Origin of the sequence: Polynucleobacter sp. JS-Safj-400b-B2 (assembly GCF_018881975.1) — a bacterium.
In the GTDB taxonomy this organism is placed as follows: Bacteria; Pseudomonadota; Gammaproteobacteria; order Burkholderiales; family Burkholderiaceae; genus Polynucleobacter.
Genome location: NZ_JACVPJ010000002.1, coordinates 206698 through 224592 on the forward strand (window position 1 = coordinate 206698; position 17895 = coordinate 224592).

Below are 17895 nucleotides of genomic sequence, written 5' to 3' on the forward strand. Positions count from 1 at the left end.
TTCCCTAGTGTTTACAAACACTTAGCGTCATGTGTTGAGAAAATGGTGATAGTAAAATAGCTACTTGAAACAATGGCTTGGAAAATATACTTAAGAATAGATCTTAGCTATTGGGCAGGATAATGCCTAAATATACTGTATTTAAAAACAGTAATTGGTAAAAAAATATATCCGGAATTAATTAGAAATTGATTTGGTTAATCAAATCCAATTTCAGTTTTAAATTTTGTAAGCAGTAGTGGTCATCATCTTTGACATGACCTGCATTATTTTTTGAACGGGCTCGGGTAAATTTACACCACCAGCATCTTTTGCAGCCTGTCCGTGAATAATTTCATCGATGCGCATTTGGTCAACAATTGCTCGAGATCGCTGATCATCTTTGGGTAATTTTTCAAGATGACTTTCTAGATGATTCTCAACTTGTTTTTCTGTTTCAGCAACGAAACCTAAACTCCACTTATCCCCCGCTAAGCCAGCCGCCAAGCCGATTGCAAAGGATCCCGCATACCAAAGTGGATTAAGATAACTAGTGTGTGACCCGAGCTCTTGAAGACGAGTTTCACACCACGCAAGGTGATCCATCTCCTCTTGCGCAGAGTGATCTAACATCTCCCGAATTTCTGGATTTCGTGCGACTAATTTTTGCGATTGATAGAGCGCTTGCGCACAAACTTCACCAACGTGATTCACACGCATGAGTCCTGCCGCATGTTTACGTTCAGCAGCATCTAACCCTGAACTACTCCCCACATCAGAGTCTGGAATAGGTCTATGGGCATTAGCACCCCCAACTACCGACCTAAGTGCAGAATCAAACTCTAGAATGAGGCGATCCATCGGGGACATGAAAACTAAACAAGAACCTCTGTTTTACAGCTTTGCTTGGTCTTCAAACCAAGCTCTGCCAAAAGCTCACGGTCTTGTTCTGCCTCAGGATTACCGGTAGTGAGTAGTTGCTCACCATAGAAAATCGAATTGGCACCAGCCATAAAACACATAGCTTGAACTGCCCTACCGAGCTCCTGACGACCAGCAGATAAACGTACTCGGGCCTTAGGCATAGTGATCCTTGCAACCGCAATTGTTCTCACAAACTCCAGAGGATCCAAAGGCTTTTGCTCTGCCAATGGCGTTCCAGCCACTGGAACCAAATGATTAATGGGAACAGACTCTGGATAAGGATTCAAATTAGCCAAACGGGCTAAAAATGCAGCTCGTTGCTGCCTAGATTCGCCCATTCCAACAATACCACCGCAGCAAACAGACATGCCAGCAGCGCGGACATTAGAAATCGTATCCAAGCGGTCTTGATAGCCGCGGGTAGAGATCACAGAGCGATAAAAATCTTCGCTAGTATCTAGGTTATGGTTGTAAAAGTCTAAGCCAGCCTCTTGCAAAGCCTGGGCTTGATCTGCCTCTAGCATGCCTAGGGTGGCGCAAGTCTCTAAACCCAAAGCTTTCACACCCTTGATCATGGCGGTAACTTTTTCAATATCGCGATCTTTGGGCTCGCGCCAAGCGGCACCCATACAGAAACGGTTAGAACCGGCGGCCTTAGCGGCTTTAGCTGCCTCTAGAACATCTTCTAATCCCATCAACTTCTCAGCCTTGACGTCGGTGTCATAACGAGCAGCTTGGGGGCAGTAACTGCAGTCTTCAGGGCAGCCGCCTGTCTTAATTGACAACAAAGTGGCTAATTCCACATCACCCTCTGGAAAATATGACTTGTGAGTATCTTGAGCCTTAAGCATTAACTCATTTAAGGGAAGAGCAAATAAGGCCTCAATTTGAGTCACCGACCACTCGCCAGATACTTGGACCCCTATATTTATGTCCTGATGCAAATCCGCTTTGGATTTGAACTGGGTTAAGGGTTTTTCAACGGTTTGAGTGTCCTGCATGGGCAAATTCCAGAAAATGGGTAGATTCAAGGCATAAACATAACAGATACAAGCCTAAATTTGGAAAAACTAGTGTTCAAATATCAAACATGAAGGTTATTTCTGATTTAAATCAAACCCCCCTTGTTGATCGCAGCCTAGCCGCAGTTTGGCACCCATGCACTCAGATGAAACAGCATGAGTCCTTTCCCTTGGTTGCTATTACAAAGGGTAAGGGTGCGTGGCTCTATGACGAAAATGGAAAAGCCCTACTCGATTCCATCAGCTCTTGGTGGACCAATTTATTTGGTCACTCCAATCCACGCATCAATCAAGCCATTACTGCGCAACTTGAAAAAATCGAGCACGTCATGCTCGCAGGATTTACCCATCAGCCAGTCGTTGAGTTATCAGAAAAACTTTCTACACTCACCAATCACCACTTAGGTCATGTCTTCTACGCATCTGATGGCGCATCTGCTGTTGAGATTGCATTAAAGATGAGTCACCACTACTGGCAACTGAATGGCAAGCCGCAAAAGAAAAAATTTGTTTGCCTGCAGAATGGCTATCACGGAGAAACACTCGGTGCGTTAGCCGTCACTGACGTTGCTATTTTTCGAGAGGCCTATGGATCACTCTTGCAAGAGGTGTTCACAATTACATCGCCAGATGCCCGTAAGGCAAAAGCAGGCGAGAACGCAGAAGATGTCGCAAAGCATGCAGCCAAACAACTTGAAGAATTATTAACAAGAGAGCATCACAATATTGCTGCCATCATTGTGGAGCCCTTGGTGCAATGTGCCGGTCAGATGGCCATGCACTCCCCTGAATATGTCCGCTTAGCAAGGGAGTTATGCGATCGATATGAGGTACATCTGATTGCCGATGAGATTGCGGTGGGCTGCGGGCGCAGTGGTAAATTTTTCGCTTGTGAGCATGCTGGTGTCTGGCCAGACTTTCTAACACTCTCAAAAGGTATTAGTGGCGGGTATTTGCCACTGTCACTTTGCCTAACCACTGATCGGATTTATCAAGCTTTTTATGGCGATCAGACCCAGCAAGGGTTTTTGCATTCTCATTCGTATACCGGCAATCCATTAGCCTGTGCTGCAGCCCTAGCCTGTCTTGAGATATTTGAAACAGACAAAGTACTAGAGAAAAATATTGAGCGCTCACACGATTTAGCAGCTGCATTTATGTGGGCAAAAGTGGATTCTCGAATTGAGCATTGGCGCCAACAGGGAATGATCTTGGCATTCGACATTAAGCTTGAGTCTCTAAAGAATCCGAAGACGTTTGCGCGCACAATGTTTGCAAATAGTTTGGATGAAGGCGTGTTAATCAGACCAATCGGCAATACTATTTACGTCATGCCTCCCTATATTTTGTCACCTGCAGAAACTATGCAATTAGGTAAAGCCGTGCAAGTTGCCCTTGAGAAAACATTGGCATGACCAACTCTGCGAACACATTCAAAGCCATCAATTTGGCGAAAGAGCAAATTGATGCTCTTGAGTCGCAATTACTCAAACGTAAACTCCGGGCCACAGAATCTCCATGCGATACCAAAGCTTTGGTTGAAGGGCGTGAATTAAAGGCATTCTGTAGCAATGACTATCTGGGGCTCGCAAACCATCCAGAACTGATTAAAGCACTGGCTGAAGGCGGCAAAAATTATGGGGTAGGTAGCGGAGCCTCCCATCTTATAAGCGGTCATAGCATCGCTCATGAGCGCCTTGAAAAACAATTAGCCTCTTTTCAAGAGCAGCATATCCCAAATGCACGTGCACTCTTTTTTAGTACTGGCTATCTCGCAAATCTCACTGCCATTACAGCCCTAGCAATGCTTGCACCACAAAAATCCACCAGCATTTATTCGGCAAAACTAAATCATGCATCTTTAATTGATGGCATTCGTTTGGCGGCCGCACAAACTCAAGCCAGCGTCTCCCTGTTTGATCATACGAATATCGACTCATTAAGCGAACAACTCAAGACAGATCAGAATCCTCTTAAAATTATTGTTACTGATGGTGTCTTTAGCATGGATGGCGATCTCGCTCCAGTAAAAGAACTATTAAAGCTTGCTGAACAATACGATGCACTTTTGTTGGTAGATGATGCTCACGGCTTCGGAGTTTTAGGAAAGCTAGGTCACGGTATTTTGGAGCAAGGAAATATCTGCTCCGATCGAATTATTTATATCGGCACTCTTGGTAAGGCTGCTGGTGTCAGCGGCGCTTTTGTTTGCGCACAAGCAACATTCATTGAGTGGCTGATTCAAAAGGGGCGCCCTTTTATTTACAGCACAGCAACCCCCCCTGCAATTGCGCACACCTTATCTAAGAGTTTAGAGATTATTAGCGGCGATGAAGGGAGTAATCGTCGCACTCAACTCAATAAACTCATTCGTATCTGGCAAGATGAGATGCAGTTCTCTCAATGGGAAAAAGTTTCTTCTTGCACCGCAATTCAACCTGTGATTTTGGGTAGCAATGCCAACGCTTTGCTTGCTGCACAGTTATTGGATGAAGCGGGGTATTGGATTCCAGCTATTCGACCCCCTACCGTACCCAATGGCAGCGCAAGATTGCGTATTACCTTTTCTGCCAATCACAGCGAGGCAGATTTACGTCAGTTAATCATTAGCTTGAAAGCCATTGAACAACAGGTCATGGAAAAGGCATCTCATGAGTAAGCTCAATGGCCTCTTTGTCACTGGCACCGATACTGAGGTTGGTAAAACCTTAGTAAGCGGAGCACTCATTCTGAAATTGCGCGAGCTAGGAATAAAAGCTATCGGCTTTAAGCCAGTAGTTGCTGGAACTTACCTAGATTCAGAGGGCCTCACTCAGAACGAAGATATTGAAACTCTCCGACTTGCCTCAAACCTCGGCCCCCTTAAATTAAGTTTGTGCCCTTATGTAGTGGATCAGCCAGCCGCTCCTCATCTCGTAGCAAAGCACCAAGGATTGAAGCTTGAAATGCGGGTTATCACTGAAGCATTTCAGGAAGTTCAAAAGCAGGCAGACTGCGTCGTAGTTGAAGGCGCAGGCGGTTTGCTAATTCCACTTAATGAAAATGAGGACTTAAGTGATTTCGCGCAAGCAATTGATTTACCAGTCATTCTCGCAGTGGGTATGAAGTTAGGCTGTATAAATCACGCCCTCCTTACTTATGAGGCACTCAAAGCACGCAATTTAAGGATCTCTGGCTGGGTAGCTAATACCCTATCCACAGAAATGCCACTTCTGCAAGAAAACCTCCAAACCTTACAAGCCAGAATGGGTATCCCTTTTTTAGGCCTCATTCCAACGCTTCCAAAAGAACTTCAAAAAGCCATTAATAGCCCCTATTCCATTGAGGCCTTGATTTTTGCTGCAAAGCACATTCAATTGCCTAAGCAATAATAAGCATTCGCCCCCGTCCAAAGGCACATCAAAAGACTTTCGGATAAGATGAAGGAATGCATTTAATCCCAGAAATTACTGACTCCGCGGAAGCTATTCAAGAAATTCGACGCAATATTCATGCGCATCCTGAATTACGCTTCGAAGAAAATCGCACCGCTGATCTGGTAGCTGAAGCACTTTCTAGCTGGGGAATTACTGTTTACCGTGGCATGGGAAAAACAGGCGTAGTTGGTCGACTAGATGGTGACTTAGGTCCAGGAAAGATGATTGGCCTACGCGCTGATATGGATGCCCTGCCATTACAAGAACACAACAACTTTGCTCATGCCTCAAAAAATCCTGGAAAGATGCATGCGTGTGGACATGATGGACATACGGCAATGCTCCTGGGGGCCGCACAATATTTATCAAATCATCGCGACTTTAAAGGTACGGTAATTTTTATTTTTCAACCGGCCGAAGAAGGTGGTGCTGGTGCGAATGAAATGATCAAGGATGGACTCTTTAAAGAGTTTCCATGCGATGCGGTATTTGGTTTGCATAACTGGCCTGGTTTTGCGGCAGGTCACTTTGGTGTTACTGCCGGTCCCATGATGGCATCTAGCAATACTTTTGAAATCAACATCACGGGCAAGGGTGGACATGCCGCCCTTCCTCATAACAGCGCAGATCCAGTATTTGCTGGCGCACAAGTAGTGCTTGCCTTGCAAAGCATCATCACGCGCAACAAGCGCCCTGTAGACGCTGCAGTGTTATCGATTACACAATTTCATGCAGGTGAGACTAGTAATGTCATTCCGGATAGTGCCTTCATCGGTGGCACAGTTCGCACATTTACTCTAGATGTATTGGATCTAATAGAACAACGGCTCCGCGAAATCGCCCATGGTGTTGCAGGTGCATTTGATTGCCAGGCTGAAACTACCTTCTCTAGAAATTACCCCCCTCTCATTAATCATGAAAATGAGGTTAAATTTGCAACAGAGGTGATGAGCGAATTGGTTGGCGAACAAAACGTCGACAGCTCTGTCGATCCAACGATGGGTGCTGAAGATTTTGCGTTTATGTTGCTTGAAAAGCCAGGTTGTTATGTCTTTTTAGGGAATGGAGATGGGGATCATCGCTCTGTGGGTCATGGCATGGGTCCATGCCACTTGCACAATCCCTCATATGATTTCAATGACTCCTTGATTCCAGTAGGCGTGAGCTATTGGGTCAAATTAGCTCAACGCTTCCTAGAAAAGAACTAAATTCTTTTAACCTACTGCAGTTAAGAATTCGTAAATTTGGCTGGGCGTTTTTCCATAAACGCTGCCATACCTTCTTTTTGATCATTCATTCCAAAGCAAGCGTGAAAGAGACGGCGTTCAAAATGAATACCTTCAGACAAGGTAGTCTCATAGGCGGTATTGATACTTTCTTTCACCATCATCGCAGTCAATAAAGGCATATCTGCAATGCCTTTAGCAATTGCCTTCACTTCTTTCAATAAGTCTGCTTGCGGGAAGATACGCGCCACTAGACCTGAGCGCTCGGCCTCGGCAGCATCCATCATGCGACCCGTCAGAGCAAGGTCCATAGCCTTTGCTTTCGATACTGCGCGCGGCAAACGTTGCGTACCGCCAGCGCCTGGAATAATGCCGAGCTTCACTTCAGGCTGTGCGAATTTGGCGTTATCAGCAGCCATAATGGTGTCGCACATCATGGCTAACTCACATCCACCGCCAAGCGCATAACCAGATACTGCAGCGATTACTGGCTTACGAACTTTTTTAATCTCCTCCCAGTTACGGGTAATAAAGTCGCTGCGATAGACATCCTTTAATCCATATTTAGCCATAGAAGCAATATCTGCTCCAGCAGCAAATGCTTTTTCACTACCAGTAATAATCATGCAACCAATATTGTCATCTGCATCAAAAGCCAATAATGCAGCACCAAGCTCTTCCATGAGTTGATCATTCAACGCATTTAGTACTTCGGGACGATTTAAGGTGATGGTAGCAACCTTACCTTCTACTTCAGTCAAAATTGTTTTGTAGCTCATGACCTTCTTTCGGTGATATGTATTTGATTAACGTGGAAGTAATAACCACATCCTGCCATTTTGTTTCATACGACCCGCCATTTCTCCAGCAGAATCTCCAGACCCCCAATAGTAGTCTGCTCTTACGCCACCCACAATGGCTTTACCCGTATCTTGTGCCATGACTAATTTTTGCAAAGGCTGAGTACTCAATGGTTTAGTGGTCGCTAAAAAGACAGGTGCACCCAATGGCAAAGCTTGTAAGTCCACCGCAATACTTCGCTCACTAGTCAGCGGAACTCCTAGGGCTCCATTGGGGCCTAGATCTGCCGCCACGTTACCCGGTAACTCTTTGAAGAAAACAAAACGAGGATTCGCGTTCAGCATTTCATTCACTTGGCCGGGATTACGTTTAGCCCATTGAGAGATACCTTGCATGGTGGCTTCGCTGCGAGTAATTTCCTTGCGATCTAATAACCACTGAGCAAATGATTTGAATGGTTGATCATTGGTACCAGCATAACCAAGGCGCAAGATGCGACCATCTTCAAGACGAATTTTTCCAGAGCCTTGGATTTGCATAAAAGCAGCTGCTACTGGGTCCTGTACCCATGCAATTTCAGAGCCCTGCAAAATGCCAGAGCTCATGAGTTCAGCCCGGCTTGGGCCTGGGTTAGGTTTAGATTTGCGCCATGCGTTAGGGTATCCATAGAGAGGGACGTTGTAAGTACTCGTGCGGGTTAGAGAGCCATTCATCACTGGCTCGTAATAACCAGTAATTAAGCCCGTGTCACTTGCTGAGCTATTGCGAATTTCATAAGCTTGAAAATTACTTTCGAAATATTTACGAATCGCTTGTGTATCCCTACTTGATACATTGTTAGCTTGAGTACAGGCTTGTCGCCAATTCACTTCGCTATTTTTCTTACGCAAAGCATCGCAACTTTTCAACCAAGCTGGCCAAGCCTGAGATAGATCATCTTCTTGCCACCCTGGCAAAGCTTGCCAAGAAACTGCGCTAAAACTGGCAATCGAAGAGCTATAACTAGTTGGTGAAGCGCCAGAAACGCCAGCACGAGATCCTGTGGTACGAGTAGGGGGTGCTGAACACCCTGCAATCAAGCTAGCTATGAGGATAGCGAATACACTTAGCGAAACCAATTTAAATTTAGAAATCATGATTGCCAATTTACTCGATGAATACCCAATGCTACTGTTCGCTTTTGAGGGCGCTGTTGCCTTAGGGCTATTGCTGTTTATTGTCCTATGGACAGGCAAAGGCAAGAAATAAGTTTTTTACGCCCTGGATTAATGGAGTGTGCGTGGCATCACCAGGGCAAATTCTGGAATAGGGGCCTGAAAGAACTGGGCATCCTCTGTAACGCAAAAATACTCCCCACGCATTGTGCCTACAGGGGTTGGCAAAGTAGCCCAGCTGGTGTACTCAAAATGCTCACCAGAGCGCAATAATGGCTGTTGCCCCACTACCCCTAAGCCGCGAACCTCCTGGACATCGTTATCCCCGTCGGTAATGAACCAGTGGCGTGCAATCACCTGAATACTAGCTGTTCCAGTATTGCGAATGGTGACCGTGTAAGCAAAGGCAAATTGGCGGTTATCAGGGTCAGATTGCTCTGGGAGGTATTGGGCTTTCACCGAAACAGTCATTTCGTGGGGATTCATGGTCGAATTCTGCTTCATCCTGAATCCAACTGCAAGCTAGAATCTAGGGATGGAAAGCCAAAAATCATCCTCAAACAGTCAATTTATCATTGCACCGTCTATTTTGTCGGCTGACTTCGCCTGCCTAGGCAAGGAAGTGCAGGACGTTTTAGTGGCGGGCGCAGACTGGATTCACTTTGATGTGATGGATAACCACTACGTACCGAATCTCACTATTGGCCCTTTAGTTTGTGAGGCTATTCGCCCCTATGCAAACAAAGATGGCAAGCCAGCAGTGATTGATGTGCACCTCATGATTGAGCCGGTAGATCGTATCGTTCCTGACTTCGCTAAAGCGGGAGCAAATTTAATTAGCTTTCATCCTGAAGCAAGTCCCCACGTCAATCGCACACTGAACTTGATTCGCGATCAAGGATGTCAAGCGGGCCTAGTATTTAATCCAGCTACGCCGCTAGATTATCTCGATCACACTTTGGAATTACTGGATCTTGTATTACTCATGTCTGTGAATCCAGGATTTGGTGGTCAATCATTTATTCCGAGCACTCTCAATAAGATTACTCAAGTGCGCGCACGTCTTGATCGCTTTCAAGCAGAAACTGGTCGACACATTCGTCTTGAAGTGGATGGCGGAATTAAAGTAGACAATATTGCGGAAGTAGCACGAGCAGGCGCTGATACTTTTGTCGCAGGTTCAGCAATTTATGCAAAAGAGAATTACGCACAAGTAATTGGAGCAATGCGCACTGAATTAGGCAAGTCAGGGAAAGCGTAATGCAGCTCGAAGAATTTAACGCTCTAGCAAAGCAGGGCTTCAATCGCATTCCTCTAATTAAAGAGGTTTTAGCGGACCTAGAGACCCCGCTATCCCTCTACGTCAAACTCACTCAAGCGTTCGGCAAGACAAATTCTTATTTGCTCGAGTCCGTATTGGGTGGCGAGCGTTTCGGCCGCTTCTCCTTTATTGGCCTGCCTGCCAAGACAATCGTGAGAACTGTTGGGACTCCTTCTGCACCAGTTAACGAAGTGGTAACCGATGGACTAGTTATCGAGACCAATACTGATAATCCACTCGACTTTGTAGATGCTTACTTCAAACGCTTTAAGGTAGCTTTGCAGCCTGACATGCCGCGCTTTTGTGGTGGTCTTGCCGGTTACTTTGGCTATGACACGGTTCGTTATATTGAGCACCGTTTAGCTAAGCATCACTTGCCGGATGAATTGGGTGTGCCTGATATTCAACTCATGCTGACTGAAGAGCTAGCTGTGATTGATAACGTAGCTGGAAAAATTTACTTCATTGTTTATGCGGACCCAAGCGTTACAGATAGCTTTGAAAAATCACAGGCCCGTCTAAAAGAATTACTGACATGCCTTGGTAAGCCAGCAAATATGCCGGTTTCTTTACCGAGTACTAAAACCGATCTCATCCGTAAATTCAAAGCGGAAGATTTTGAAAAAGCGGTACTCAAAACCAAAGAATATATTTTGGCCGGTGATTGCATGCAAGTGGTAATCGGTCAACGCATTAGCAAGCCATTTACAGATTCTCCGTTAGCTCTGTACAGAGCTCTGCGCTCACTGAATCCATCGCCTTATATGTATTTCTATGATTTTGGCGATATGCAAATTGTTGGCTCATCCCCTGAGATTTTGGTCCGCCAAGAAAAACGGGCTACTGAGAAGATTGTGACCATACGCCCATTAGCAGGCACCCGCCCTCGCGGAGCCAATCCAGAAGAGGATGAGCGCTTAGCCAAGGAGCTTTTGGCTGATCCAAAGGAAATCGCTGAGCACGTCATGCTGATTGATTTAGCACGTAATGACGTGGGTCGCATTGCTAAAACTGGCTCAGTCAAAGTAACAGATTCCATGTCTATCGAGAAATACTCCCATGTTCAGCACATTGTGAGCTCTGTAGAGGGCGATCTTTTGGACAATATGAGCAATATGGATGTCTTACGGGCCACATTCCCTGCAGGCACCTTATCAGGGGCTCCAAAAATTCGGGCAATGGAAATCATTGATGAAATGGAAATTGTGAAGCGCGGTGTATACGGTGGCGCAGTGGGTTATTTATCCTTCTCAGGCGATATGGATGTGGCAATCGCTATTCGTACAGGCGTTATTCGTGACGGCATGCTGCACTCGCAGGCTGGAGCAGGCGTTGTAGCTGACTCAGACCCGACCGCCGAATGGAAAGAAACTGAAGCCAAGGCACGCGCAGTATTAACTGCAGCAGATTTAGTACAAGGGGGACTCGATGCTCCTAATGATTGATAACTACGATTCGTTTACTTACAACCTAGTTCAGTACTTTGCAGAACTCGGTGAAGAGGTAAAAGTCTTTCGTAACGATGAAATTGCCGTGGAAGAAATTGCCAAACTGAATCCCGCACGCATTTGTATCTCGCCCGGGCCCTGCAGTCCCTCTGAGGCAGGTATATCCGTTGAAACAATCAAGCGTTATGCCGGACAAATTCCAATCCTTGGAGTTTGTCTAGGTCACCAAGCCATTGGTGAAGCATTTGGCGGCAAAGTGATTCGCGCCCAAAAGGTAATGCACGGCAAAACGGATAGCATCCACCATACTGGTATGGGCGTGTTTAAAAATTTGCCCGACCCGTTTAAAGTGACCCGCTACCACTCGCTAGCTATTGAGAAAAGCTCTTTGCCTGCAATGCTAGAGGTAACCGCAACTTCATCTGACGGCGAGATCATGGGCGTGCGTCATAAAGATCTTGCAGTTGAAGGTGTGCAGTTTCATCCAGAATCCATTCTTTCTGAGCACGGCCATGCCCTGCTTAAGAATTTTTTGCAAAACAAATAAAGTTTATTAACAGTGCTATGCCAATAACACCGCAAGAAGCCTTACAACGCTGCATTGAACATCGTGAACTCTTTCATGACGAGATGACAGCAATGATGCGCCTCATCATGAGCGGTGAAATGTCACCAGAGCTTGTTGCTGGATTGCTAGTTGCCCTACGTACTAAAAAAGAAACTGTTGGTGAAATCGCCGCAGCTGCACAAGTGATGCGTGAGTTTGCCACCTCTGTTAAGGTTGATGACCGCAGTCATTTAGTAGATGTAGTGGGTACTGGCGGCGATGGTGCACATACCTTCAATATCTCTACAGCAGCGATGTTCGTAGCAGCAGGAGCGGGCGCAAAAATTGCTAAGCATGGTAACCGCAGTGTGAGTAGTAAATCAGGAAGTGCAGACGTATTAGAGGCGCTTGGCGTTAATCTGGCCTTATCTGCCGATCAAGTCGCGCAATGCATCTCAAAAGTAGGCGCTGGATTTATGTTTGCCCCCAATCACCATCCAGCAATGAAGAACGTAGTGCCAATTCGTAAACAACTTGGCGTACGCACCATTTTTAATATCCTAGGTCCTCTGACAAACCCTGCTGATGCCAAGCGGATATTAATGGGTGTCTTTCATGCTGATCTCGTTGGTATTCAGGCGCGTGTATTACAGGCCCTAGGGATGGATCATGCACTAGTGGTTTATGGCCGAGATGGCCTAGATGAAATTTCCCTAGAGGGTCCAACCTTAGTAGGCGAACTCAAGGATGGCGTGGTTCGTGAATACGAAATTCATCCAAAAGATTTTGGATTAGATATCGCCCCCACTAATGGCTTTAAAGTTAGCAATGCTGAAGAGTCTAAGAAAATAGTACTGGATGTACTCGATGGGAAGCCAGGTGCAGCCAGTGACATCGTTTGTCTCAATGCTGGAGCAACACTTTATGTGGCTGGTGTAGCTAAAGATATTGCCAGCGGCGTTACTTTGGCTAGAGCGGCCATTGCCTCTGGTGCGGCACGTCAAAAATTAGACACCTTTGTTGCAGCAACACAATCTAAATAATTCATTATTCATGAGCGATATCCTCGACAAAATAGTTGCTACTAAAAAGATTGAGGTAGCCAACTGCCTGCAGAAAATATCGCTTGCTAATCAGCGCGAGCAAGCTGAGGCCAACAATCAAGATCCCCTGCTCAAGCCAAGAGGCTTTATTCAAGCTATTGAGAACAAAATCTCTGCTGGTAAAGCCGGAGTTATCACTGAAATTAAAAAAGCCAGTCCAAGTAAAGGCGTTTTGCGTGAAAACTTCTTACCTGCAGCCATCGCTCAATCTTATGAAAAGCATGGCGCCGCTTGTTTATCAGTGCTTACTGATAAAGATTATTTCCAGGGAAACAATATCTACTTACAAGAAGCGCGTGCGGCATGTCAAATTCCCGTTCTGCGCAAAGACTTCACCATAGACCCTTATCAAGTATATGAAGCCCGCGCAATTGGTGCCGATGCAATCTTGTTAATCGTAGCTTGCTTAGACCTAAATCAAATGAAAGAGCTCGAAGCTTGTGCCCATGAATTAGATTTAGATGTTTTGGTCGAAGTTCACAATGCCCCAGAATTAGAGCAAGCATTAGAGCTTAAGACACCATTGCTTGGTATTAATAACCGTAACCTCAAGACCTTTGAGGTAACACTTCAAACCACCCTTTCTTTAATGTCTATGGTTCCTAGCAATAAAACCTTAGTGACAGAGTCGGGCATTTTGAATCGCGCTGATGTAGAGCTCATGCGTAACAATCAAATCAATGCTTTTCTAGTTGGGGAAGCATTTATGCGTGCCATAGATCCAGGCACAGCCCTTAGTGAGCTGTTTTCCTAATCTTTCGCACTAGATCTAAGCAGTATTTGATTAAAGCAATCAGTAGAAATGAACCGAGAACATCGCCAATAAACATCACCACAAAGTGATTTAAGCTGCCCGCATCCTCTAAAGTCATCATGGAGAACCGCCACTGATGGAAGCCTGCTGAAAGCAATGAAAAAGTCAAAATACAAGCAATGAGTTTTGGGAAATTTAAATTACTCAAATCTGACTCAAGACGAATATTTCTGAAGGCAAAATATCTAGCTAAGTAAGGGACAAATCCAGAAATGATCCCAACACCAATGCATACCGTTACATCTTGCGAGAAATCACCGTGATAGCTAATTAAGAAAGAAGCTACAGCAATACCGATAGCTCCTGGCAAACCAAAAATCAATGTGAGAAATAAGCGCAGACCGGCCGGCAAATAAATCCAACTTACCCCAAGACCAAAAGCAATACTATTGGTAAGCCAGCTATTGAAATAAAAGAGTAATGTGTACGCCATCGCACTAATGGCGCATTCAATAAACCATTCTGAAGAAATTTTAAACAACTTAAACATTGACATCAGTATGGATTAATTTTTATTGATACGCATCAATTGCTAAAATCAGAATAAGGGAATACACTAACGATAGTCCTAAAGTCATTAGAATTAAATACAAATATGTTATACACTAAATCATCATCCTATATCAAGTTCCTCAACTTAATTGATGCTCTCGATCGCATCAATCCAGGAAAAAAACTTGATTGCATCGAAGAGAGTTTGCTCAATAAGATTGTTTCTTGCGCTCATGCTAAGCAGGCAATATTGGTTGGTGATCTGATTTCAATTTCCGATTTAGGTTCACAAGCTACCCTGCACGGACGCCTCAAAAATCTTAGTGCTTTGGGCTATATCAAAATGGCAGCGAATGCCGATAGACGCAAAAAAGAAGTGCTTCCGACCAAGGCGGCTCTCAAGCGCTATGAAGATATTTCTAAATGCTTAGAGAAAGCAGCAAAAGCCGCTTAAGAATATTCAACCTACGTGCTGCATAGACAAAAGCCCTGAAAAGGGCTTTTTCTTTGGCAAAGATGAAAATAATTTAGACGTTAAATAAGAAGTTCAATACATCACCATCTTTAACAACATACTCCTTACCCTCGGCACGCATCTTGCCGGCTTCCTTGGCGCCTGTCTCGCCTTTGAACTGCACAAAATCATCGTAAGCGATAGTCTGGGCACGAATAAATCCACGCTCAAAGTCAGTATGAATAACACCAGCCGCTTGCGGCGCTGTATCACCCACATGAATAGTCCATGCGCGAACTTCTTTAACGCCTGCTGTGAAATACGTTTGTAAACCGAGTAACGAGTAACCCGCACGAATCACGCGATCCAAGCCTGGCTCTTCCATGCCTAAGTCCGCCAAGAACTCAATCTTGTCAGCCTCTTCCAAGTCAGCGATTTCTGCCTCAATTGCGGCGCATACAGCCACAACAGGAGCATTTTCTTTTGCAGCATGCTGCTTAACTGCCTCAAGATGCGGATTGTTTGAGAATCCATCTTCTTTTACGTTTGCAACGTACATGGCAGGTTTAGCAGTAATCAAACACAAGGGTTTAATCAATAGCTTTTCGTCGTCACTCAGATTCAAACTACGTACTGGTAAAGCAGAATCCAGATGGGCTTGCACTTTAGTAAGAACGGCAACTAAAGCCGCAGCTTCTTTATCATTTCCAGACTTAGCAGCCTTACTTGAGCGATTCAAGGTTTTCTCGACTGTTGCCAGGTCCGATAAAGCCAATTCGGTATCAATCACACCAATATCAGCAATAGGGTCAATTTTTCCAGCAACGTGGATAACATTGGGATCCTCAAAACACCGTACGACATGGGTAATAGCATCAGTTTCACGAATATTCGCTAAAAACTGATTGCCAAGACCTTCACCTTTTGAGGCTCCAGCTACCAAACCAGCAATATCGACAAATTCGACAGCCGCCGGCAGGATGCGCTCAGGCTTCACGATCTCAGCCAAAGCGGCTAGACGGGGGTCAGGAACCTCAACAACGCCCACGTTAGGCTCAATCGTGCAGAAAGGATAGTTTTCCGCTGCGATTCCAGCCTTGGTAAGCGCATTAAAGAGGGTAGATTTGCCGACGTTAGGCAGGCCGACGATGCCACATTTCAAAGACATGCCTATATTGTAAATGGGCTGGTTTCGATATCATCGAGTTATGTCAGAAGTTCAACAAAATCACCTCTCAAAGTCCTCGATTTCTAGCTCTCAAAACCGTACCGTAGATGTTGTAGTGGTTGGCGGAGGCATTGTAGGTAAGGCTTGCGCCCTAGGCCTAGCCCAGCTTGGTCTCAATACCATCGAGATTGCCCCCGACTTAGGACAAAACGTCCCAAACCCGCAAGGCACTCAATGGGGTCAAAGAATTTACGCTTTTTCCCCTAGCACCCAAAAATTACTGTCCCATTTACAAATCTGGGATGCGCTTGATCACGACCGTCTGCAACCAGTAAGAGATATGCGAATCTATGGCGATAGAGGTGAAAAAAATGACACCCTCCATCTTTCTGCATTTGAAGCAGGTACTCCGCAACTCGCCTGGATTGGAGAGGCCAACTTAATTGAGCACACTATTGATCAAGCTTCGCGTTTTCAAAACAAACTAGAGCGTGTTAATGATGCTGTTGAAAAAATTCATGTAGATACTGATGGGAGTACTCTGAATTTAAAAAATGGCGGCAGTATTCGTGCACAACTTGTCATTGCAGCCGACGGTGCCAACTCTCCTATTCGTAATGAACTAGGCATGAGTGCAAGCGAAGAAAATTATTCACAAAGCGCAGTGGTTGTTAATTGGCTTTGCACCTACCCTCATTTAGAAACTGCTTTTCAGTGGTTCTTGCCAGGTGGCGATATTGTTGCCATGTTGCCATTACCTGGAAAACAAGTTTCCATGGTCTGGTCAACCTCACCAGAAAATGCCAGTGATTTGTTAAAACTCGATCAAGCGCAATGGTTGAATCAATTTGCATCCATTGCTAACGGCGCAATTATTAAGCAGTTAGGTGAACTGACTCTCAACTCAATTCCTACTGCCTTTCCTTTGAGAAAAATTCGAGCCAAACGATTTATTGGTCCAGAAGCCTCCCCAAAGGTAGTATTGATCGGCGATGCCGCCCATGTCATGCACCCATTAGCTGGGCAAGGCCTCAATTTGGGTTTACGTGATGTTGCTGTTTTACTGAATATTTTAGGTAAACGGGAATCCTTCCGATCACCAAGCGACATCGTGCTATTGCGTCGTTATGAACGTCAGCGCCAGGGCGATACTAGCGCACTCTTATGGGTAACCGATAAACTCAAGAAATTATTTTCTGCAAGTAGCAGCACTGAACGCCAGCTCCGTAACTGGGGTCTAGGTCTCGTGAATAAGAGTCACTTTATAAAACAGCGCTTGATTGAACGCGCTTTGGGAGAAATTGATTTTGAATAAATTCTTGGCTGCCATTACTTTTATCAGCGCAACGTTACTTTGCACCGGATCACTTCACGCACAACCAGAACAACAAATAAAAACCGAGATTCAAAAGAAGTTGGGGGCAAACGCTAAAGTAAAAAGTGTTTCACCAGCGCCGGTGACTGGTTTATATGAAGTCTTGGTTGGCAATGATATTTTCTACACTGATGCCTCTGCAAAATACCTCATACAGGGAGAAATCATTGAGCTTGCTTCAGGTAAAAATATTACTGAGCAAAGACAAACTGATTTAAACCGGATTAAATGGAGCGACTTAAACCCTGCTAACGCCATCAAAAATGTACGCGGTAATGGCAGTCGACAGCTAGCCGTTTTCTCTGACCCCAACTGTGGTTACTGCAAACGCTTAGAAAAGTCGCTGCAACAACTTGATAATGTGACTATCTATACCTACTTGATTCCGATCCTGTCGCCTGACTCCGTGCAAAAATCAAAACAGATTTGGTGTTCTTCTGATCCATACAAGGCATATATTGATTGGATGATTAACGGCATAGCTCCTAGCGGCAAGGGTGAGTGCACTACACCGCTAGATAAGAACTTGGCTTTTGCCAAGACCTATGGCATCACAGGTACACCGACGCTATTCTTTACAGATGGCAGCCGCTTTCCTGGTGCAGTACAAATCACAGATATCGAAAAGAAATTTAACTCACTGAAATAATC

Annotated in this window: 19 protein-coding genes; 12 read left to right on the plus strand and 7 right to left on the minus strand. The window is 45.1% G+C overall.

The window, feature by feature from the left end:
* Positions 1-219 precede the first annotated feature (219 nt).
* Positions 220-849, minus strand: coding sequence for a 2-polyprenyl-3-methyl-6-methoxy-1,4-benzoquinone monooxygenase (coq7, locus tag ICN48_RS02970; RefSeq protein WP_370624127.1), 630 nt, complete (start codon positions 847-849; stop codon positions 220-222).
* Between the two features lie 5 nt (positions 850-854).
* Positions 855-1904 (minus strand): biotin synthase BioB, encoded by a 1050-nt coding sequence (gene bioB, locus ICN48_RS02975; RefSeq protein WP_216152261.1) that lies wholly within the window; start codon positions 1902-1904, stop codon positions 855-857.
* Between the two features lie 89 nt (positions 1905-1993).
* Here bioB and bioA point away from each other — a divergent pair, with 89 nt between their 5' ends.
* Genes bioA through ICN48_RS02995 form a run of 4 tightly spaced genes read left to right on the plus strand, consistent with a single transcriptional unit; the run spans position 1994 to position 6549 of the window.
* On the plus strand, positions 1994-3340 hold the full coding sequence (gene bioA, locus ICN48_RS02980) for an adenosylmethionine--8-amino-7-oxononanoate transaminase (RefSeq protein ID WP_216152262.1): 1347 nt from the start codon (positions 1994-1996) through the stop codon (positions 3338-3340).
* Entirely contained in the window at positions 3337-4584 is a 1248-nt protein-coding gene (bioF, locus tag ICN48_RS02985; RefSeq protein WP_216152263.1) for an 8-amino-7-oxononanoate synthase, read from the plus strand. The genes bioA and bioF overlap by 4 nt, the downstream gene beginning before the upstream one ends.
* On the plus strand, positions 4577-5296 hold the full coding sequence (gene bioD / locus ICN48_RS02990; RefSeq protein WP_216152264.1) for a dethiobiotin synthase: 720 nt from the start codon (positions 4577-4579) through the stop codon (positions 5294-5296). Before bioF ends, bioD begins: the two co-directional genes overlap by 8 nt.
* Positions 5297-5352: 56 nt before the next feature.
* Positions 5353-6549, plus strand: a complete 1197-nt coding sequence (locus ICN48_RS02995; RefSeq protein ID WP_216152265.1) for a M20 aminoacylase family protein — start codon at positions 5353-5355, stop codon at positions 6547-6549.
* Positions 6550-6569: 20 nt separating this feature from the next.
* On the opposite strand, the gene ICN48_RS03000 is transcribed toward ICN48_RS02995, so the two are convergent.
* The 3 genes from ICN48_RS03000 to apaG all read right to left on the minus strand — a co-directional run bounded on the left by ICN48_RS03000 (position 6570) and on the right by apaG (position 9008).
* Positions 6570-7346: an enoyl-CoA hydratase gene (locus tag ICN48_RS03000; RefSeq protein ID WP_216152266.1), complete on the minus strand. Its 777-nt coding sequence runs from the start codon at positions 7344-7346 to the stop codon at positions 6570-6572.
* Positions 7347-7373: 27 nt separating this feature from the next.
* Entirely contained in the window at positions 7374-8504 is a 1131-nt protein-coding gene (locus ICN48_RS03005) for a murein transglycosylase A (RefSeq protein ID WP_216152267.1), read from the minus strand.
* A 129-nt stretch (positions 8505-8633) separates the two neighbouring features.
* Positions 8634-9008 (minus strand): Co2+/Mg2+ efflux protein ApaG, encoded by a 375-nt coding sequence (gene apaG / locus ICN48_RS03010; protein ID WP_216152391.1) that lies wholly within the window; start codon positions 9006-9008, stop codon positions 8634-8636.
* Between the two features lie 49 nt (positions 9009-9057).
* Between apaG and rpe the strand changes: the two genes are divergently transcribed.
* From rpe to trpC, 5 genes are read left to right on the plus strand one after another with little or no spacing between them, the layout of a single operon-like run.
* Positions 9058-9783, plus strand: coding sequence for a ribulose-phosphate 3-epimerase (gene rpe / locus ICN48_RS03015; protein WP_216152268.1), 726 nt, complete (start codon positions 9058-9060; stop codon positions 9781-9783).
* A complete protein-coding gene (trpE, locus tag ICN48_RS03020; RefSeq protein ID WP_216152269.1) occupies positions 9783-11288 on the plus strand; it encodes an anthranilate synthase component I in 1506 nt (501 codons plus the stop codon). Before rpe ends, trpE begins: the two co-directional genes overlap by 1 nt.
* Positions 11272-11838, plus strand: coding sequence for an aminodeoxychorismate/anthranilate synthase component II (locus tag ICN48_RS03025; RefSeq protein ID WP_216152270.1), 567 nt, complete (start codon positions 11272-11274; stop codon positions 11836-11838). Before trpE ends, ICN48_RS03025 begins: the two co-directional genes overlap by 17 nt.
* A 17-nt stretch (positions 11839-11855) precedes the next feature.
* Positions 11856-12881 carry an anthranilate phosphoribosyltransferase gene (gene trpD, locus ICN48_RS03030; protein ID WP_216152271.1) on the plus strand — a complete coding sequence of 342 codons (1026 nt, stop codon included), beginning with the start codon at positions 11856-11858 and terminating at the stop codon, positions 12879-12881.
* Positions 12882-12891: 10 nt separating this feature from the next.
* Positions 12892-13695: an indole-3-glycerol phosphate synthase TrpC gene (trpC, locus tag ICN48_RS03035; RefSeq protein ID WP_216152272.1), complete on the plus strand. Its 804-nt coding sequence runs from the start codon at positions 12892-12894 to the stop codon at positions 13693-13695.
* Here the strand turns inward: trpC and ICN48_RS03040 are convergent.
* The gene (locus ICN48_RS03040; protein WP_216152273.1) at positions 13676-14245 is read right to left on the minus strand and encodes a hypothetical protein; all 570 of its coding nucleotides are present in this window, start codon (positions 14243-14245) and stop codon (positions 13676-13678) included. The two genes, trpC and ICN48_RS03040, sit on opposite strands and share 20 nt — an antisense overlap.
* Before the next feature lie 105 nt (positions 14246-14350).
* Between ICN48_RS03040 and ICN48_RS03045 the strand changes: the two genes are divergently transcribed.
* Positions 14351-14701 carry a hypothetical protein gene (locus tag ICN48_RS03045; protein WP_216152274.1) on the plus strand — a complete coding sequence of 117 codons (351 nt, stop codon included), beginning with the start codon at positions 14351-14353 and terminating at the stop codon, positions 14699-14701.
* A gap of 73 nt (positions 14702-14774) precedes the next feature.
* Here ICN48_RS03045 and ychF read toward each other — a convergent pair whose 3' ends face one another.
* Positions 14775-15869 carry a redox-regulated ATPase YchF gene (gene ychF, locus ICN48_RS03050; RefSeq protein ID WP_216152275.1) on the minus strand — a complete coding sequence of 365 codons (1095 nt, stop codon included), beginning with the start codon at positions 15867-15869 and terminating at the stop codon, positions 14775-14777.
* 40 nt (positions 15870-15909) lie between these two features.
* On the opposite strand from ychF, the gene ICN48_RS03055 reads away from it, so the two are divergent.
* Positions 15910-17184, plus strand: a complete 1275-nt coding sequence (locus tag ICN48_RS03055) for an FAD-dependent monooxygenase (RefSeq protein WP_216152276.1) — start codon at positions 15910-15912, stop codon at positions 17182-17184.
* Complete coding sequence (locus ICN48_RS03060) at positions 17177-17893, plus strand: DsbC family protein (protein WP_216152277.1); 717 nt, start codon at positions 17177-17179, stop codon at positions 17891-17893. The genes ICN48_RS03055 and ICN48_RS03060 overlap by 8 nt, the downstream gene beginning before the upstream one ends.
* Positions 17894-17895 lie beyond the last annotated feature (2 nt).

Excerpts from the sequence above, each read along its gene's own strand:
- ICN48_RS03025 (WP_216152270.1), top strand. The coding sequence starts at position 11,272 with ATGCTCCTAATGATTGATAACTACGATTCGTTTACTTACAACCTAGTT.
- ICN48_RS03000 (WP_216152266.1), bottom strand. The coding sequence starts at position 7,346 with ATGAGCTACAAAACAATTTTGACTGAAGTAGAAGGTAAGGTTGCTACC.
- trpD (WP_216152271.1), top strand. The coding sequence starts at position 11,856 with ATGCCAATAACACCGCAAGAAGCCTTACAACGCTGCATTGAACATCGT.
- apaG (WP_216152391.1), bottom strand. The coding sequence starts at position 9,008 with ATGAATCCCCACGAAATGACTGTTTCGGTGAAAGCCCAATACCTCCCA.
- ICN48_RS03040 (WP_216152273.1), bottom strand. The coding sequence starts at position 14,245 with ATGTTTAAGTTGTTTAAAATTTCTTCAGAATGGTTTATTGAATGCGCC.
- trpC (WP_216152272.1), top strand. The coding sequence starts at position 12,892 with ATGAGCGATATCCTCGACAAAATAGTTGCTACTAAAAAGATTGAGGTA.
- bioD (WP_216152264.1), top strand. The coding sequence starts at position 4,577 with ATGAGTAAGCTCAATGGCCTCTTTGTCACTGGCACCGATACTGAGGTT.
- ICN48_RS02995 (WP_216152265.1), top strand. The coding sequence starts at position 5,353 with ATGCATTTAATCCCAGAAATTACTGACTCCGCGGAAGCTATTCAAGAA.
- ICN48_RS03045 (WP_216152274.1), top strand. The coding sequence starts at position 14,351 with ATGTTATACACTAAATCATCATCCTATATCAAGTTCCTCAACTTAATT.
- coq7 (WP_370624127.1), bottom strand. The coding sequence starts at position 849 with ATGTCCCCGATGGATCGCCTCATTCTAGAGTTTGATTCTGCACTTAGG.
- trpE (WP_216152269.1), top strand. The coding sequence starts at position 9,783 with ATGCAGCTCGAAGAATTTAACGCTCTAGCAAAGCAGGGCTTCAATCGC.
- rpe (WP_216152268.1), top strand. The coding sequence starts at position 9,058 with ATGGAAAGCCAAAAATCATCCTCAAACAGTCAATTTATCATTGCACCG.
- bioF (WP_216152263.1), top strand. The coding sequence starts at position 3,337 with ATGACCAACTCTGCGAACACATTCAAAGCCATCAATTTGGCGAAAGAG.
- bioB (WP_216152261.1), bottom strand. The coding sequence starts at position 1,904 with ATGCAGGACACTCAAACCGTTGAAAAACCCTTAACCCAGTTCAAATCC.
- ICN48_RS03005 (WP_216152267.1), bottom strand. The coding sequence starts at position 8,504 with ATGATTTCTAAATTTAAATTGGTTTCGCTAAGTGTATTCGCTATCCTC.
- ychF (WP_216152275.1), bottom strand. The coding sequence starts at position 15,869 with ATGTCTTTGAAATGTGGCATCGTCGGCCTGCCTAACGTCGGCAAATCT.
- bioA (WP_216152262.1), top strand. The coding sequence starts at position 1,994 with ATGAAGGTTATTTCTGATTTAAATCAAACCCCCCTTGTTGATCGCAGC.
- ICN48_RS03055 (WP_216152276.1), top strand. The coding sequence starts at position 15,910 with ATGTCAGAAGTTCAACAAAATCACCTCTCAAAGTCCTCGATTTCTAGC.